Genomic DNA, 17,894 nt, shown 5'->3' on the forward strand with positions numbered 1-17,894 from the left:
AGGCACATTATGCTCACGCGCTTGCGAGAAATTGTCGAAAACGTTGCGGCAACGGCCCGCCTTAGTGATGCGCTGGACATTCTGGTCAATGAGACCTGTCAGGCTATGGACACGGAAGTCTGTTCCATTTATCTGGCCGATCACGATCGCCAATGTTATTACCTGATGGCAACGCGCGGGTTGAAAAAGCCGCGCGGGCGCACGGTTACGCTGGCGTTTGGGCAAGGCATTGTCGGGCTGGTTGGTCAACGCGCTGAGCCTATCAACCTGGCTGATGCCCGTGCACACCCCAGTTTCAAATACATCCCCGCGGTGAAAGAGCAACATTTTCGCTCTTTTCTTGGCGTTCCCATTATCCACCGTCGCCATCTGCTGGGCGTACTGGTTGTGCAACAGCGTGAACATCGTCAGTTTGATAAAAACGAAGAATCGTTCATGGTGACGCTGGCCACGCAGATGGCCGCTATTCTTTCCCTTTCGCAGATCAAAACACTCTTCGGTCAATACCGCCAGACGCGCGTGAAAGCGCTAGTGGCTGCTCCCGGTGTGGCGATCGCCCCCGGCTGGCAGGATTGTACCCAGCCTTCTCTGGATCAGGTGTTCCCCGCGTCGAGTCTGGACAGCGAGCGTGAGCGCTCCCGCTTAACGCAGGCGTTGGAAGAGGCAACGGCGGAATTCCGTCGTTTCAGCAAGCGGTTTAGCGCGAGCGCGCAGAAGGAGAGCGCGGCAATTTTCGATTTGTACTCGCATTTGCTCAATGATGTGCGGCTCAAGCGTGCGCTGTTTCAGGAAGTGGATGCGGGTCATGCCGCCGAGTGGGGTGTCAAACTGGTGATTGAACGTTTTGCCGCACAGTTCACCAATTTGCAGGATACCTACTTGCGCGAGCGTGCGGTCGACCTGCGTGCGTTAGGGCAGCGGCTGCTGTTTCACCTCGATGATAACGCGCAAATCATGGGGCAGTGGCCTGAACGCTTTATCCTCGTGGCGGACGAATTAACAGCTACGCTGCTGGCGGAACTGCCGCCGGATCGGCTGGCGGGCGTTGTCGTGTACGACGGTGCTGCCAATTCTCATGCGGCGATTTTGGTTCGAGCCATGGGCATTCCGACGCTGGTTGGCGCGGATATTCAGCCCGATTCGCTGCACCAGCGCCAGTTGATCATTGACGGTTATCGCGGTGAGCTGCTGGTCGATCCTGAACCCGTGCTGGTACAGGAATACCAGCGCCTGCTGACGGAAGAAAATGAGCTGACCCGCCTGGCCGAAGGCGAAATGGAGCAGCCTGCCGTGCTGAAAAGCGGTGAGCGCATTCAGGTCATGTTGAATGCGGGGCTAAGTACTGAACACGAAAAACGCTTTATCAATCAAGTTGATGGCGTGGGCCTGTACCGCACGGAAATTCCTTTTATGCTGCAAAGCGGGTTTCCGTCCGAAGATGAGCAGATGGCGCAATACCAAAGCATGTTGCAGCTTTATCCTACGCGCCCGGTGATGCTGCGCACGCTGGATATTGGCGCGGATAAGCCGCTGCCTTATCTACCTATCAGCGAAGAGAATCCATGTCTCGGCTGGCGCGGCATTCGTATTACGCTCGATCAGCCTGAAATCTTTCTGATTCAGGTGCGTGCCATGCTGCGTGCCAACGCGCATAGTGGCAATCTCAATATCCTGCTGCCGATGATCAGCAGTCTGGATGAGATCGGTGAAGCGCGTCGTCTGATCGATCAGGCTGCGGGTGAGGTCGAAGAATTACTGGGTTTCCCGCAGCCCAAACCGCGGATTGGCATCATGATCGAAGTACCGTCGATGCTGTTCCTGCTCCCTCATCTGGCTTCCCGCATCGATTTTGTTTCAGTTGGCACCAACGATCTGACGCAGTACCTGCTAGCGGTCGATCGTAATAACGCCCATGTCGCATCGCTGTATGACAGTTTGCATCCTTCCATGTTGCAGGCGTTGAACATGATCGCCGTCGAATGCGAGCGGCATAACATTCCGCTTTCCGTGTGCGGTGAAATGGCGGGAGAAGCGCTCGGCGCACTGCTGCTGACCGGGCTGGGTTATCGCTCGCTGAGTATGAACGGGCGCAGCGTTGCGCGAATTAAATATCTGCTGCGCCAAATTACGCTGGCTGAATCGCAGTCGTTGGTGCAGCAATTGCTGAATGCACAAAGCGCGACGGAAGTCCGGCAGTGGGCGGCGATGTTCATGGAAGAACGCGGGCTGGGCGGCTTGATTCGCGGCGGGCGATAATTTGACGTCGGGCGATATTGACGGATACATCGACAGTTAACTGCGAGTAACAGTTAATTGCGAGTAAATGTTTAATAGCGACTCAATGTTTTACAGAACTTTTCCCCTCAGCGGTCAACGAGCGCGGGGGCGTATGCTATGATTCGCCACCGCGGTTCGCAGGTACGGATTCATTCTCCTGCCTTTTGCCTATCAATGATGATCCCGGAAGCGGGGATAACACAATAAAATATGTGGTGAATGATGACGACAAGCTATCTGGCGTTTCCTCAATTTGATCCAGTGATTTTCTCAATTGGCCCGTTGGCGCTGCACTGGTATGGGCTGATGTATTTGGTGGGTTTTGTATTTGCCCTGTGGTTAGCGGTGCGTCGGGCGAATAAACCGGGTAGCGGTTGGACTAAAGATGAAGTCGAAAACCTACTGTATATGGGGTTTCTTGGGGTCTTCGTCGGCGGGCGTCTGGGCTACGTTCTGTTTTATGCCTTCCCGTCATTTCTTGAAAATCCGCTCTATCTTTTCAAAGTCTGGGATGGTGGTATGTCGTTCCACGGCGGCTTAATGGGTGTGATCTGCGTCATGCTGTGGTTCGCGCATCGAACCAAACGCCATTTCTTCCAGGTCGCTGATTTCATTGCTCCCTTGATTCCTTTTGGGCTGGGGGCTGGCCGTTTGGGCAACTTCATCAACGGTGAACTGTGGGGGCGCGTGACGACGGATACCCCGTGGGCAATGTTGTTCCCAGGCTCACGTAGCGAAGATATGATGCTGGCCGTTAGCAACCCGCAGTGGCAGGCGATTTTCAATCAGTATGGCATGTTGCCGCGTCATCCTTCTCAACTGTATCAAATGCTGCTGGAAGGTGTGGCACTGTTTATCATTCTGAATCTTTTTATCCGTAAATCTCGGCCGATGGGCAGCGTCTCAGGGCTTTTCCTGATCGGTTACGGCACGTTCCGAATTATTACCGAATTCTTCCGCCAGCCGGATGCGCAACTGGGGCTGTTCGGCGGCCTGTTCAGCATGGGGCAAATCCTGTCACTGCCGATGGTGATCGCTGGTATTTTGATGATGGTCTGGGCCTATCGCCGCCAGCCTGCGCAGTAATAATCCGCCGTCCTTTTTAATTTTGTGGTGAGGTAGTATGAAACAGTATCTGGATCTGATGAAAAAAGTGCTTGAAGAGGGCACACCGAAAGCCGATCGCACCGGCACGGGCACGCGTTCTATTTTCGGCCATCAGATGCGTTTCAACTTGCAGGACGGGTTTCCGCTGGTTACCACCAAAAAATGCCACCTGCGTTCAATTATTCATGAACTGCTCTGGTTCCTGAACGGCGATACCAATGTCGCCTATCTGCATGAAAACAAAGTCAGTATTTGGGACGAATGGGCAGATGAGAACGGTGATTTGGGGCCAGTTTACGGTAAGCAGTGGCGTTCGTGGGGGGCCACAGACGGTCGTCAGATCGACCAGTTGAAGAATGTCCTGACTCAACTGCGTCAGGATCCAGATTCTCGCCGTATTATCGTGTCTGCCTGGAACGTGGGTGAACTGGATAAAATGGCGCTGGCACCGTGCCATGCGTTTTTCCAGTTCTACGTGGCGGATGGCAAACTCTCTTGCCAGCTTTATCAGCGCTCGTGCGATATCTTCCTCGGCCTGCCGTTTAACATCGCCAGTTATGCGCTGCTGGTGCATATGGTGGCGCAGCAGTGTGACCTGGAAGTCGGTGACTTCGTCTGGACAGGAGGCGACACGCATCTGTACAACAATCACCTGGAGCAGACGCATTTACAGTTGAGTCGTGAACCGCGCGCGCTGCCTAAATTAGTGATTAAGCGCCGCCCGGATACGTTGTTCGACTACCGCTTCGAGGACTTTGAAATTGAGGGATACGATCCGCATCCCGCTATTAAAGCGCCGGTTGCCATCTAAATCTTTTTCACGTTTTTCACCGTCTTGGGGCCGCGTAATGTGGCCCTTTTTGTTCAGGTGCCTGGGAAGTTGAATAAACCCACCTTGTTAAACCGTCGCGTTATTTTTGACCGGAAAGCTCTGTTGTACGACGTACCGCAGCCAGAACGCTGCTTTGCAGGCCGGCGGCGAAATCACTTTTATTCAACTCGTATAAGCCATTAATGCCGACCCCCGCCGGAGAGTTGTTGATATCCATCAACTGGCGCGGATGGCGCCCGGATAACTTAAGCATTTCAACCGCGCCCACCAGGTTTTCCCACACCACTTGCGTTGACTGAGTCCGGGTTAATCCGGCAAGAACGCCAGCGTCAGCCAGCGCCTCGACAAAGTAATAGACATAGTTGACGCCGGCGACAGCAAAACCGGTGAAGACGTCAATCAGCCGTTCCTCTAGCACCATCACCTTGCCGAAACTTTCGAGGAACGGTATGACGGACGCGCTGTCGACATGGGCATTAAACGCCACGCCGCTGTAGCCCAATCCGGTATCCGTCAGCGTATTCGGGATGATTCGCGTAATCGGGCGTGACTCGCCCAGCATCAAAGACAACTGGGCCAGCGTTACGCCAGCAATAATAGAAATAACCGACGCCTGTGGCGCTGCATGCTGTTTAATCAGTTGTGCGACACTGGCAATATTATCCTGTGGACGTACCCCAATCACGATGTGATCCGCTGCGGCCAGCGCATCGGGCAGATCTTGTGTATTGCTCAACTGATAGCGCGTTTTCAGCGTTTCAATGCGTCCTTGGTCAATATCCGATAAGCTGACCTCGTCCGGGGTTAATACGCCGCGTTTTAAGGCGGCGCGCAGAATCGCTTCGGTCATTTGACCAGCACCAATAAAGTGGATATGGCTCATAGTGAATCCTCGGAAATAACAGAAACAGGGCTCAATGACCTCTCCACCAGCATCCCCCAAAGACCGATGCCCGGTGCGATAAGTTGGCCATTAAAATCGTCATGCGGGTGATGTAATACCGCACCCGCATTACCGGTATGCACGTCAAGATACTATTCGCGCAGCAGGCTGCTGATTTTTGCGGAAGTATGGAACTCTTGTAAGCCAACCTCCGGGCGCGTGGATCTCACGTCGCCAGATAATCATCATCGCCTGTTGAATAATCTCTTCGGGAATAGAGTGCATATTCCCTCTGCACTTTCCCAGCGCAATGCTGTGAATGGATTATCAAAATGCGCGTAATATGCTCTGGTAACTCATTAAATTATCATTTTGACCCTGAGGAAAAGCGTGGCTCAGGGTTTGCCAAAATAGATTCTGGCGAGTCCTTCTTTGGTGACTTCAACCGCGTGCTCGGCACTCAATGAAATATGTTGCTCAATCAGCATCACGCCTTTTTCTATATTTCGCTGACGTAATGCCGCGATAATGTCGACATGTTCGTCATAGGCATTGTTCCTGCGCACGGGCGTTTCGAGATCGATGCGCCGGAAAAAACGGCTCAGTGAATTCAGGCTATCGAGCATTTCATAGAGCCGGCTATTATGGGAAATGCGGGCTATTGCCATGTGGAAACGCTCATCAATTTCCGCAATCTTCGCCCAGTCCTGTTCGGTTTGCGCCGGGTGATGCTGGCTCACTTCCTCCCAGATAGCCGTGGTTGCCGCGATCTCTTCATCTGTGGCCCGCAGACAGGCGAAACGAAAGGTCGATTGCTCTATCACCATTCGCACTTCATAAAGCTCGCGCACACCTTCTGGTGTCAGATCACGGGAGTAAAAACCCCGGTTGGGTACAGCGTTCATAAAGCCGTCTTTTGCCAGACGGTTCAGCGCTTCCCGCACCGGCGTACGCGAAACCCCCAGTTGTGCCGCAAGCTCAACCTCATTCACCCGTTCGCCGGGACGAAAGTGGTAATCAATCGCGAGGCCTTTCACTTTCTCGTAGACTTTTTCCACACTGTCAGCACTACGGGATTTCTTTTTAATGGCAACCACACTATCCCCTTTATTTCCTGCACGCCCAGCACGAAAATAAAAATGCTGTACAGGTTATTTCACGTAATATTTTTATAGATAACACAGCGAAAAAAACAACTCAACACAAAAGTGAATACACTTTCTTGTAATAGGTAAAGGACTTTTATCTTATTTATTGTCGTGGAATTTTTCCGCACCATTTTACGGCAACATTGCACCAAAATTACTCAACGTGTCTGCATTTTTGCATGCAGCTATTTTTACCGGCTACGGGAAAAAGGAAAATAAAGGTTTCATGGCGCGGTTGTAAATATTTTCGATTTCCTTGTATTTATTCACGAATTTGCATTCTTCTCACCTGAAATAAGCGCGTGATGTCTGGAACGTGCTGCTCTCTGGCATTGTCTTTGCTTAATGCAGAAGTGTATGCACTTATATATTCACTTTGGTGCGTTCTTTTCAGCATTACCAGGCAGGCTTGTACACGTTTGTGCAGGCGATAAAACACCGGCCTCAGAAGCCGGCAACAGCAAACCGGAGAACCAACATGAAAAACCTTTTTGGGCAGGGTACGACGTTGTCAACACTGGCAGGTATGACGCTGTTAGGTCTGGCGCACACGGCGCAGGCCGATGTAAACATTGGCGCGGTTTTGCCCTTAACCGGCACCAGCGCCAGCATTGGTGAAGATCAGCGTCGCGGTATTGAACTGGCGGTGGAACAGGTCAATGCTCAGGGCGGCGTTAATGGTCAGCCGCTACGTGCGATCGTGGAAGATTCCGCCGGAAGCCCGGTAACCGGCCTGAATGCTGTACGCAAGTTAACTCAGGTTAACCATGTTCCCTTAGTGGTGGGCAGTTTTTCCTCCAGCGTCACTATTCCGGTTGGGCAATATCTGGTGAAGAACAACCTGCTGCACATCAATATTTCCGGTACCAGCACTGATATCCGTAAAATCGGCGCTACCTCCTGGAGCGTTATTGGCTTGGATTCCCTTTCCGCGAGTTTCTCGGCAGAAGATGTACGCCAGCTTGGTTACAGCAAAGTGGCCTTTATCGCGCCGGATGGGGCGTACGGTCAGGGTATGGCGGAGCAATTCAGCAAAGCGTTTGAAAAAGCGGGCGGCAAAGTCGTCGCCAAAGTGCTCTATACCAGCGGTCAGCCTTCTTATCGCCGCGAACTGGAGCAAATCTCCCGCGCTCATCCACAAGCCTATGTCTACACCAGCTACGGCCAGGATGCGATTGTGCTGAACCGTGAGGCTTGGGAACTGGGTCTGAATAAAACGCCCTGGTATGGCATGTATTTAACGATGGCTATTGAAGGTTCCCCGGCGCAGTACACCAACGGGCAGGTGGGTATGGAAGTCGCAGGTATTGACCAGAAAGCGGCGAGCGACAACGGCGCTAACTATGCTGATCTCTATCAGAAAAAGTTCCATGAAAAACCTCGCTCCGTGTACGGCAGCTATGCCTGGGACAGCGTGATGCTGGCGGCAGCGGCTATTGATAAAGCGCACAGTGCCGAGCCGGCAGCCATGATAGCGGCAATGAAAACCGTTGCGCCAGGCTTTATCGGCATTACCGGCACATTGAATCTGGATGCCGATAACCAGCGTCAGTCCCAGCCATACCTGAGAGTCAACGCGTCTGGTGGCGTACCTGTTCCCCGGTAATAAGCCGCTTTACCTTGCCAGTTCACGCTACATTATCGGGGAGAAACCATGCTGCAGTTTTTGATTGATACATTGATTCGCACTGCGGATTTGTCGCTGGTCGCGCTGGGATTAAGTCTGGTTTACGGGCTGGTACGGTTCGCCAACATCGCTCATATGCAATATGCCATGGTCGGTTCATTTATTACCGCCGCCGGGCTTCGCCTTGGCATGCCGTTGTCTTTGGCAATCGTGTTTTCGGCAATCGTCTGCGGCATGCTGTCCACGATGTTGTATCACTGGGTGTACCAGCCGCTGCTGAAAAGTGGCACCGCTAACGCCATGATTGGCTCGCTGGCGGTATCGATGGTGCTGATTGCACTGGTTCTCGGGGTTGAGGGATCGGCCCCGGTGAATTATTACCTGCCAGTGGGAGAGATCTTGCTGGTGGGTGACACCCGCATCTCCGCCGACGAACTCTGGAGCCTTGGCATCACGCTGTCGCTGGTGGTGATGTTCAGCCTGCTGCTGTTTTGCACGCCGCAAGGCCGCGCTATCCGTGCGCTGGCAAGCAATCGGGATCTGGCGGCGGCCTCAGGGTTAAATGCCAGCGCCATTATCCACACCGTCAATTTTGTGGCCGGAATGCTGGCCGCTGTGGGAGGCAGCATGCTGGCGATGAATGCCAGCGCATGGGTTAATCAGGGCAATGATCTGATGTTGCCGGTACTCGCGGCAGCCATTCTCGGCGGGCTGGGAAACCCAATGGGTGCCATTTTTGGCGCACTCCTTATCGCGATAACCGAAACCCTCGTGACCAACATCGACTGGAGCTGGCTGTTCGGTGGTGACTTATTGTTTATCCCAGTGACCTGGGTGAATGCTTCATCGTTTGTCATTCTGCTGCTGGCGCTGTTGCTGCGTCCTTATGGCCTGTTTAACCGGGAGGTTCGCCGTGTCTGAGTTTTTACTGCATATCTTTTGCCTTGCCGGGATCTATGCCATTGTCGCGCTTGCCCTGAATTTACAGGCAGGTTACGCGGGGTTGCTGAATTTTGGTCATATCGTGTTTGTCGGAACTGGCGCTTATGCCGTCGGTCTGGGAAGCAATTTTGGGTTGCCGCTGTGGCTGGTGATCCCCGCCGGGTTACTGTGTGCCATTGTTATCAGCGTGCTGATGACGTTGCTGGGGCGTCAGCTAACGGCGGATTACTGGGGCATTGCCACACTGGCGCTGGCTGAGATCATCCGTATTGCGATCGTCAATGAAGACCGTCTGACGGGCGGTGCGCAAGGAGTTGGCGGGTTGTTCGCGCCTTGGTCAACAGGCGATACCGTCGCCGATACACGTATCTTCGTGGTCATTATCCTGTTCAGCGTCATCATCGCCACGCTCGCCAGCCTGCGGATCGGCGACAGCCGGTTTGGCCGGGCGCTGCGCCTGATGCGCGAGCAACCTCAGTTAGCGATCTGCATGGGCTATGCGCTGCCGTGGCTGAAATGCCGGGCGTTAATGAGCAGTGCGGTGATGTGCTCTCTGGCCGGCATGTTGCTGGCCTGGTACACCGAATATGTCAGCCCGGACTATTTGCTCTCTTCGGAAACCTTTCTTATCTGGAGCATGGTGATGATAGGCGGTATTGGCAATATATGGGGTGTGCTGCTGGGCGTGTTGCTGGTGCAAGGGCTGTATAATTTTATCCCCTTTGCAAAAGACTATTTCCACATCAGCTCAGACCTGACTGGCGCTCTGCGTCTGGGATTGGTTGGTCTGGCTTTATTACTGTGTCTGCTCACCCGCCCGGGCGGCCTGTTACCGGAAAAATTAAGGACGTTATCATGAGCCGTTTGCTGGAAGTGGTGGATGTCAGCAAAGCCTTTGGCGGCAATCAGGTACTGACATCCGTCTCCTTTACGCTGGAAAAGGGAGAAATTCTTGGTCTGTTGGGGCCGAATGGTTCCGGTAAAAGCACGCTGCTCAACGCCATTTCCGGGTTTACCCGACCGGATGGCGGCAGCATTACCTTCGATGGTCACGCCATTGCTTGTCAGCCCAGCTACCGGATTATCCAGACGGGCATTGCGCGCACCTTCCAGCTCCCCGTCATGCCGGAAAAGATGAGTGTCATGGAAGTCGTGATGGCGGCGGATACTCGTCAGCACGGGTTATTCAACGGGCTGCTGGGGCTGGCTTCCGGGCGTAAAGCTGAACAGGAAGGCCGCGCCCGCGCCCGCGAATTACTGGATATCTTATTGTTAACCAACGTGAAAGACCTGCCTGCTGCTGCGCTTTCCGGCGGTCAGAAAAAATTACTGGGCATCGCTTGTGCGCTGATGGGCAAACCGACGCTTTTGATGCTGGATGAACCGATGGCCGGTGTGCACCCTAAATTACGCCAGGATCTGGTGGAAACGCTGCTCAACCTGAGCCGTCAGGGCATTTCACTTTTGGTCATAGAGCACGACATGCACTTTATCAACGCCTTATGCCAGCGCTGCATTGTGCTGGATCGCGGGCAGATTGTCGCCAGTTGCCGCCCAGACGAACTGGCGCAGAACCAGCAGGTGCTGGAGGCCTATCTGGGGCACAGTACCGCAATATTGCAGGAGGCCGTATGATTACCCTCGAAAACGTGGTCGCCGGTTATACCCCTGGGATTGATATTCTGCACGGTATTTCATTGCATGTTAAACAGGCGGAAATCGTAACGCTGCTGGGGCCAAATGGCTGTGGCAAATCCACCTTGCTGAAATCGATTGCTGGCTTTGTCTCCCCGCGTGAAGGGCGGATTGAAATTGATGGACAGGAAACGGTAAACATTCCGGTACACCGGAAAATCCGTGAATGTGCTCTCGGATTTGTCCCGCAACTGGACAACGTCTTCAACACGCTGACCGTGGAAGAAAATCTGCAAACCGGGGGACAGTTTTTACCGCCCGGCCAGCGTAAGCAACGGATGGCGCAACTGGCGGAACATTACCCGGTGTTACATAAAAAGTGGCAATCACCCGCCTCAGCGCTTTCCGGCGGCGAGCGACAAATCCTCGCGCTCGCCCGCGCATTGATGCCCGAGCCTGCCGTTCTGCTGCTTGATGAACCTTCGGCCGGGCTGTCACCGAAAATGCTGGCGGAAGTGTTTAGCGCTATACAAACCATTCGCCGTCAGGAAAAAGTGACTATTTTGATGGTCGAGCAGAATGCCATGGAAGCTCTGCACATTTCCGACCGGGCCTACGTACTGGCGTTGGGGAAAGTGGCGATGGAGGGCCACGCGCGGGATCTACTGGACGACCCCCGTATGCGTGAGCTCTATTTTGGCGGTCGCGCCGCCTGACAGGATCAATAAAAAGAACAGAAGGAATACGCCATGCCGATTACCCCGGTTATCGATCACGCGGTGATTAATGTCGATGGAGAACTGGATCAGGCGCAATGCTTGTTCCAGCGGATGGGATTTCAACTCAGTAGGCGGGGACACCACTCGATGGGCTCCAGCAACCATCTGGCCGTATTTGCAGATGACTATCTGGAGCTTTTAGGTTATGAGCCTGACAGGCAGGCAGACTCGCGCGGTTTATGGAACGTTGCTCCAGGCCTTGCCGGACTGGTCTGGAAAACCCCGGATGCGCATGCGGTATGGCAGCACCTCCAGCAGTGCCAACTCGATGGCGAACCGCCGACCCGCTTCTTCCGGCCCGTTATACTGCCGGATGGCCGTCAGGCTGAGGCCCGATTCTGTATCTCACGGATCCGCGCCAGCGCGCTGGCATACGGCTTCAGTTTTTTCTGCGAACATCAAACGCCGCAATCCGTTTGGCAGCCTGCCTGGCAAGTTCATCCTAATGGCGTACAGGCGCTGTCCGCGTTCGTTATTGCCTCGCCTCAACCTGAACAGACACTGGCGCTGTATCGTCAGTTGTTCAGTACGGCGTTCAGCCCTGAGGCCAACGGTGGCTATGTGCTTGATTCAGGAACCTGCTGCCTGCGTATCATCACGCATCAGCAGGCAAGCCTGGAGTTCGCGCTGCCGCCTGTCGCCGCGCAGGCTCCGGCGAAAATGGTGGCGCTCTGTTTCCAGGTGGCATCACTGGAGCAGCTCAGGCGCTGCCTTAGCCAGGGGGATATTCAGTGGCGTGAGCAGAATGGTCAACTACTGGTGACGCAACAGCAGGCTCAGTGGCTGGCGATGCGTTTTAAGGATAATTAGCGGGGAAGCTCGGTACACAGAGGGGGGGTGACGCTGTGAGACCGCGATGGTCAGGCCGTACCGTTTATCGCTATGGGGCAAGTCCGCGGGACAAAATAATGAAAGCGGGTACGTCAGGCAGAGCACGTATTGAACCGTCCCGCTAATCCTCTATTGTCCCCTGCGTCAGGGGCTACCAACGACGGTGAACGGGGGGCGGGGCGTAACCGAGCACTGATTTAACGATATACCCAACCAGACGGTGTCTTCCCTGCGGGCAGATGCCGTTTTTTCATTGTACATTCCCCACCTCCTCGCAGGTTTTCTTTGTGGTTACATCGTTGCAGTAAAACATTGCGAGCCGCTACGAATAACGCCAGTAATGCGCTGTTTTTACAGATAGAAATCACTATCCTGCTTTCATGAAAACAGGGAACCGACAACGGCGAGGCTTTACCTTGCTGGAATTATTGGTGGTACTGACGATTGTGGCGTTGATGGCGGGCGGCGGCTTGCATAGCTGGATGCAGTATCAGCAGGCCATCCGTCTCGAACAGAGTGCGCAGCAACTGCTGGATTTTCTGAGTCGGGTTCAGGCGAATGCCTACTGGCATAACGAAACCCGCACGGCGAAACTCATATCGCAGGGAGAGCGATGGTGTATGGTCGCGGGGCAGAATGAAAAACAGGCGGAGGAGGTGTGTCGTGAGAACCATCCGGGGCAGTTCGTTCGCCGCACGCAGGAGGTTGTGTTGGCAACGTTCACAAGCAACGTGTTTACGTTCTTTGGCTTGCGTAACGCGGCACAGGCCGGACACATCTCATTGTCGAATGCTGTCGGTCAGGTGCGTCTCATCATCTCGGTGAGAGGACGCATGCGTCTGTGCAGCGAGTCGCAGGCTGTTCTGGCGATCCCCCTATGCTGAAACCGATGATGTGGAGACAAACAGAATTGAGGCATCCAAGGCTGAGAAACCAGCAGTGCGGCTTCACTCTGCCGGAAATCTTGTTAGCGCTGAGCCTGGGCAGCCTGATTATGCTGTCGGCGGCACAATTGTACCCTCTGCTGCATAGTCAAAGTCAGGACAGCGCACAGCGTTTCCGGCTGGAGCAGTTGTTCAGTCAGGTCGCGATGGGGATTGAGAAAGACATCCGTCGGGCGGGCTTTTGTGCGGGAACCTGTCAGGGAAAGGCGATCAGCATAGGGAACTATCCGGGAGAGATGGAAAACAGCTGCCTGAATGTCTCTTACGATCTGAACCGAAATGGTATTTGGGATGGCGGAGAGCAACAGGATGCCGAGTCTTTTGGCTATCGCCTGCGCAGTCGATCATTGGAAATTCAAAGCGGGGCGCACAACTGCCAGGGGGACAGATGGGAGAAGCTGTTTGATCCGCAGGAAGTGGTACTCACGATGTTCCGGCTACAGCGGCTGGCTGCGCAAAGTGATGTGTCGCTGTATGAATTGCAACTGGCGGGATACTGGGCCAAACGTCCTGCCGTTAAGCAACATATTGCCCGCCTGATACTGGGGCGTAACCTATGAAGAAAGGCTTGCAAGCGGGAAGCGGAACGTTGGCTATGGTGCTGTTGATTGCCGTTATCGGCCTGCTGTTGATGTCTGGTTTGCAACGTCAGCTTGATACTGCCATTCAGGTAGGCAATGACGAGCGGCATTATCTGCGCGCCTTCAATCAGGCATTGTCCTCGCTGAACTGGGGAAAAGGGCTGCGTTGGAATGCGCTAACGGAAAGCTGGCAGTGTCAGCAGTTGTCGTCGGAACAGCTTGTAGTGTGCCTGCGTGCTGCCTCGGATAGGTCGCTGGGGCTACTGCGTGGTGAAGGCGCGCTCCCCGCTTCGGCGCGTCCGTTGACGCTGTACCAGCGCGTGTCACTTTCGTCGTTGCCGTCAGGTCTGATAGCGATTCAACCATTGGGTAACGGCTGGCTGGATTTTTGCCCTGATAAAGATGTGACACGCTGTGATGTAACGGAATAGCGCAGTGAACAAGAGATTCGTGAATCATCAAGCTGGTTTTAGCCTGCCGGAGACGCTGGTGGCGGCGCTGCTGTTTGCCGTATCGCTGATGGGATTACTGCAATATCACCAGATGTTACAGCAATCATTTCAGCACCAGTGGCAGCAGCGTCAGGCCTGGCGGTTTGCGATACAGCAGTTGGAGGCCTATGAAGCAGGAGTGCCTCATCCGTTTACTCTTGATAATGCGGCATCCCAGTCGAGTAAACACTGGCAGTTTAGTCTGTCAGAATTGCGACAGAACGGAGAATGCCGTCAGGTAACGGTAAGAGTCATGACGCCACGCCGCTATCAGGCTACACTAAACCGTTGGTTTTGCCAGTCATCGCCTGTTCAATAGGCCTGTTTGAGTCAACTGTCAGTTATCAATCGTAAGCAGCGGTAGCAGGAGCCAGAATGTTTAGAATCTATCACTCCAATCAGTTGGATATCCTGAAAAGACTGATGGTTGAGTTGATAAAACGTCAGCCGCTTGCCGATCCCTTCCAGCAGGAAGTGATTTTGGTGCAAAGTCCGGGGATGGCGCAATGGTTGCAAATAGAACTAGCTGGGCACTTCGATATTGCTGCCAATATTCAATTCCCGTTGCCCGGTGTTTTCTTGTGGAATATGTGTCGTCACGTGCTGCCAGATATTCCAAAAGAAAGCGCCTTCAGCAAAGATGCAATGACGTGGAAACTCATGCACTTGTTGCCCGATTTATTGGCACAACCTGACTTTTCGGCACTTAATCACTATCTGCAAGATGATGATAACCAGCGAAAACTGCATCAGCTTGCCGGGCGCGTCGCGGATCTTTTCGATCAATACCTGATTTATCGCCCTGAGTGGATCAAAGCCTGGCAAGAGGGAAAACAGGTTGACGATCTCGGCGGGAACCAGCAGTGGCAGTCGGCGCTGTGGCGTGCGCTGGTGGATTACACACGAGAACTGGCGCAGCCCGAGTGGCACCATGCGATTCTTTATCAACGATTTATCAATGCGTTAGAGCAGGAAAAAGTGTGCCCGCACGGTCTGCCGCCGCGCGTTTTTATCTGCGGTATTTCGGCGCTACCCCCTATCTATTTACAGGCGTTGAACGCACTGGCGCGGCACATTGACGTGCACCTGCTATTTACCAACCCCTGCCGCCATTACTGGAGTGACATTCAGGATTATAAATTTCTGGCGAAGCTAAAAGCCCGCCACCGCCGTTTACATCGTTTTGACGATGAGCTGACTGATGAAACTCGTCCGCTTTTTCGCGATCCTGCATTGGCAGAAACGCTGTTCAACGACGACGGTCAGCAGTCGATTAATAATCCGTTGTTGGCGTCGTGGGGAAAACTGGGGCGCGATAACCTTTATCTACTGGCTGAGCTGGATAACGTGCAGGAAGTTGACGCTTTTGTTGATTCGGATGGCGAAAATCTGCTGCAAACTTTGCAGCGCGATATTCTTGAACTGGAAGACCACGCCGTCGTGGCTGTTAGTCACGAGACGCAGAACACCAGCAGGCAAAAACGCCCGCTGGCACTCGACGATCGTTCGGTTGATTTTCACGCCTGCCATAGTCCGCAGCGTGAGGTGGAAGTGCTTCACGATAGACTGCTGGCCATGATGGCAGATGATCCTGAGCTGATGCCGCGCGACGTCATTGTGATGATGGCGGATATTGACAGCTATACGCCGTTTATTCAGGCGGTATTTGGCAACGCGCCGGATAACCGTTATCTGCCTTTTAGCATTTCCGATCAGCGTGCGCGGCATGCACATCCCGCCTTGCAGGCGGTAATCAGTCTACTGGATTTACCAACAAGCCGTTTTACGGCGGAACAGGTTTTGGCATTGCTTGAAGTGCCCGCGTTGGCTGCCCGTTTCGGTATTCAGGAAGAAGGACTACGGCGTCTGCGCCTGTGGGTGGTGGAGTCCGGTGTTCGCTGGGGACTGGATGACGATAACGTGCGCGATCTTATGCTGCCGCCGACGGGCCAGCATACGTGGCGTTTTGGCCTGACGAGAATGCTGCTGGGCTATGCGATGGACAGTCAGGTTGGCGACTGGCAGGGCGTGCTGCCTTATGATGAATCCAGTGGATTGATTGCGGAATTGGCTGGTCAACTGGCCGAACTGCTGATGCAAATTCATCAATGGCATCAGCGCCTGTCTCAGCCGCGCGTGCTTGTCGACTGGTTACCACTGTGTCGAGAACTGATCGAAACCTTCTTTGATGCTGATAGCGAGACCGAAGCGGCGCTGGCATTGGTGGAAAAACAGTGGCAGTACGTGATTGGTATGGGCATGATGGCGCGCTATCCGCAACAGGTGCCGATTTCCCGGTTACGTGATGAACTGTCGCGACGTCTCGATCAGGAACGTCTCAGCCAGCGTTTTCTGGCCGGTGCGATCAACTTTTGTACGCTGATGCCAATGCGTTCCATCCCCTTTAAGGTCGTATGTTTGCTAGGGATGAACGATGGTGTCTATCCCCGGACGATGCCGCCGCTCGGATTCGATCTGATGGGGCGGAAGATCAAGCGCGGCGATCGTAGCCGACGTGACGATGACCGTTATCTGTTTCTCGAGGCGCTTCTGTCGGCGCAGCACAAACTTTATATCAGCCATATCGGGCGCTCGATTCAGGATAATACGCGTCGCTATCCTTCCGTATTGGTGAGCGAACTGACGGAGTATATCGCGCAAAGTTACGTCCTGCCGGGCGATGAAACATTGGATATCGATAGCAGCGCTGAGCGGGTGGTGAAACACCTCTGCCGTGAACATAGCCGTATGCCTTTCGATGCAGATAACTTCCTGTCGGCACCGCAGCCATTGAGCTTTGCGGCAGAGTGGCTGGCGGCGGCGAACCGAAAAGGGGAAGCCCAGCCTGATTTCGATCGTGAGGCATTGTCCGAAAGAGCGAATGATAGGAATGTGAGTCTGGACGATCTGAAACGTTTTTATCGTCATCCGGTGCAAGCTTTTTTTCAACTGCGGCTTGGTGTGAGTTTTATGCTGCACAGCGATGAACTGCTGGATCAAGAGCCCTTTGTGGTTGATAGCCTTAACCGCTATCAATTGAACAGCGAGTTGCTTAATACGTTGATTAATGACGGTGATACGGAAACACTGTATCGCCGTGCCCGAGCGGCGGGCGAGCTTCCCTATGGTGCGTTTGGCGAAATTTACTGGCAGGAACAACAGCAGGATATGGCGCAACTGGCTGCGCGCGTGCGTGATGAGTTAACGCCCTCGCTATCGGTGAGCTGGGAAGTGGATATCCTCCTTAACGGTGTGCGCATCAGCGGCTGGTTGAATCAGGTCCAGCCAGATGGCTTGCTGCGCTGGCGTCCCGGCACGCTTTCTATGAAGGATGGCATGACGCTGTGGTTGGAGCATCTGGCCTACTGCGCAACGGGCGGACAGGGCGAAAGCCGATTGTATGGGCGGGAAGATACCGCGTGGCGATTTGCGGCCTTGTCCGAAATGCAGGCCAGAGAACATCTGGCCCTCATGCTGGATGGATATCGTCAAGGAATGAGCAAACCTCTGTTACTGCTCAATAAAGCGGGGAGCGCCTGGCTGACTGAATGTTATGATCGCGAAAGCGATAGCCTGCGGTTGGATGAGGAGACGCAGAACAAAGCGCGCGCACGTGTAATGCAAGCCTGGCAGGGCAATATGGGAATGCGGGGTGAAGGTGAGGATTATTACCTGCAACGTATTATTCGTGAGTTTGATGAAAAACGTATGAACGAAGTGATTGAAGCGGCGCAAATCTGGCTACTGCCGCCGTTCCGCTCTAATCTGGCGTGATGAATTTGTTTTGGGTAATGCCCGAGTCGATTTTGAGGTGCGA

At 53.8% G+C, this 17,894-nt stretch carries 16 protein-coding genes; 14 read left to right on the plus strand and 2 right to left on the minus strand.

The features are described from left to right. Nucleotides 1-9 precede the first annotated feature (9 nt). The 3 genes from ptsP (at nucleotide 10) to thyA (ending at nucleotide 4,195) form a co-directional block, all read left to right on the plus strand. Nucleotides 10-2,256, plus strand: a complete 2,247-nt coding sequence (gene ptsP / locus ACKQAD_RS13525) for a phosphoenolpyruvate--protein phosphotransferase (protein ID WP_409160643.1) — start codon at nucleotides 10-12, stop codon at nucleotides 2,254-2,256. A gap of 243 nt (nucleotides 2,257-2,499) precedes the next feature. Beyond that, nucleotides 2,500-3,363, plus strand: a complete 864-nt coding sequence (lgt, locus tag ACKQAD_RS13530) for a prolipoprotein diacylglyceryl transferase (protein ID WP_409160665.1) — start codon at nucleotides 2,500-2,502, stop codon at nucleotides 3,361-3,363. Nucleotides 3,364-3,400: 37 nt separating this feature from the next. Then, on the plus strand, nucleotides 3,401-4,195 hold the full coding sequence (gene thyA / locus ACKQAD_RS13535) for a thymidylate synthase (RefSeq protein WP_409160644.1): 795 nt from the start codon (nucleotides 3,401-3,403) through the stop codon (nucleotides 4,193-4,195). Between the two features lie 100 nt (nucleotides 4,196-4,295). On the opposite strand, the gene ACKQAD_RS13540 is transcribed toward thyA, so the two are convergent. Both ACKQAD_RS13540 and ACKQAD_RS13545 read right to left on the minus strand, forming a co-directional pair. Further along, entirely contained in the window at nucleotides 4,296-5,099 is an 804-nt protein-coding gene (locus tag ACKQAD_RS13540) for a pyrroline-5-carboxylate reductase family protein (protein WP_409160645.1), read from the minus strand. A gap of 395 nt (nucleotides 5,100-5,494) precedes the next feature. Then, nucleotides 5,495-6,196, minus strand: a complete 702-nt coding sequence (locus ACKQAD_RS13545) for a GntR family transcriptional regulator (protein WP_409160646.1) — start codon at nucleotides 6,194-6,196, stop codon at nucleotides 5,495-5,497. Between the two features lie 529 nt (nucleotides 6,197-6,725). Between ACKQAD_RS13545 and ACKQAD_RS13550 the strand changes: the two genes are divergently transcribed. The 11 genes from ACKQAD_RS13550 to recC all read left to right on the plus strand — a co-directional run bounded on the left by ACKQAD_RS13550 (nucleotide 6,726) and on the right by recC (nucleotide 17,851). Next, nucleotides 6,726-7,853, plus strand: coding sequence for an ABC transporter substrate-binding protein (locus ACKQAD_RS13550; protein ID WP_409160647.1), 1,128 nt, complete (start codon nucleotides 6,726-6,728; stop codon nucleotides 7,851-7,853). A gap of 48 nt (nucleotides 7,854-7,901) precedes the next feature. Beyond that, nucleotides 7,902-8,795, plus strand: a complete 894-nt coding sequence (locus tag ACKQAD_RS13555; protein WP_409160648.1) for a branched-chain amino acid ABC transporter permease — start codon at nucleotides 7,902-7,904, stop codon at nucleotides 8,793-8,795. Beyond that, the gene (locus tag ACKQAD_RS13560) at nucleotides 8,788-9,675 is read left to right on the plus strand and encodes a branched-chain amino acid ABC transporter permease (RefSeq protein WP_409160649.1); all 888 of its coding nucleotides are present in this window, start codon (nucleotides 8,788-8,790) and stop codon (nucleotides 9,673-9,675) included. The genes ACKQAD_RS13555 and ACKQAD_RS13560 overlap by 8 nt, the downstream gene beginning before the upstream one ends. Then, nucleotides 9,672-10,451, plus strand: a complete 780-nt coding sequence (locus tag ACKQAD_RS13565) for an ABC transporter ATP-binding protein (RefSeq protein ID WP_409160650.1) — start codon at nucleotides 9,672-9,674, stop codon at nucleotides 10,449-10,451. Before ACKQAD_RS13560 ends, ACKQAD_RS13565 begins: the two co-directional genes overlap by 4 nt. Then, nucleotides 10,448-11,167, plus strand: a complete 720-nt coding sequence (locus tag ACKQAD_RS13570) for an ABC transporter ATP-binding protein (protein WP_409160651.1) — start codon at nucleotides 10,448-10,450, stop codon at nucleotides 11,165-11,167. Before ACKQAD_RS13565 ends, ACKQAD_RS13570 begins: the two co-directional genes overlap by 4 nt. A gap of 33 nt (nucleotides 11,168-11,200) precedes the next feature. Beyond that, entirely contained in the window at nucleotides 11,201-12,040 is an 840-nt protein-coding gene (locus ACKQAD_RS13575) for a VOC family protein (RefSeq protein ID WP_409160652.1), read from the plus strand. A gap of 401 nt (nucleotides 12,041-12,441) precedes the next feature. Beyond that, nucleotides 12,442-12,945 carry a prepilin peptidase-dependent protein gene (locus ACKQAD_RS13580; protein ID WP_409160653.1) on the plus strand — a complete coding sequence of 168 codons (504 nt, stop codon included), beginning with the start codon at nucleotides 12,442-12,444 and terminating at the stop codon, nucleotides 12,943-12,945. A gap of 8 nt (nucleotides 12,946-12,953) precedes the next feature. Beyond that, complete coding sequence (locus ACKQAD_RS13585) at nucleotides 12,954-13,565, plus strand: prepilin peptidase-dependent protein (RefSeq protein ID WP_409160666.1); 612 nt, start codon at nucleotides 12,954-12,956, stop codon at nucleotides 13,563-13,565. After that, a complete protein-coding gene (locus ACKQAD_RS13590) occupies nucleotides 13,562-14,017 on the plus strand; it encodes a YgdB family protein (RefSeq protein WP_409160654.1) in 456 nt (151 codons plus the stop codon). Before ACKQAD_RS13585 ends, ACKQAD_RS13590 begins: the two co-directional genes overlap by 4 nt. Nucleotides 14,018-14,021: 4 nt before the next feature. Next, nucleotides 14,022-14,396 carry a prepilin-type N-terminal cleavage/methylation domain-containing protein gene (locus tag ACKQAD_RS13595; RefSeq protein ID WP_409160655.1) on the plus strand — a complete coding sequence of 125 codons (375 nt, stop codon included), beginning with the start codon at nucleotides 14,022-14,024 and terminating at the stop codon, nucleotides 14,394-14,396. Between the two features lie 56 nt (nucleotides 14,397-14,452). Next, nucleotides 14,453-17,851, plus strand: coding sequence for an exodeoxyribonuclease V subunit gamma (recC, locus tag ACKQAD_RS13600; RefSeq protein WP_409160656.1), 3,399 nt, complete (start codon nucleotides 14,453-14,455; stop codon nucleotides 17,849-17,851). Nucleotides 17,852-17,894 lie beyond the last annotated feature (43 nt).

Source organism: Pectobacterium artocarpous (genome assembly GCF_046159765.1).
Classification (GTDB): domain Bacteria; phylum Pseudomonadota; class Gammaproteobacteria; order Enterobacterales; family Enterobacteriaceae; genus Pectobacterium.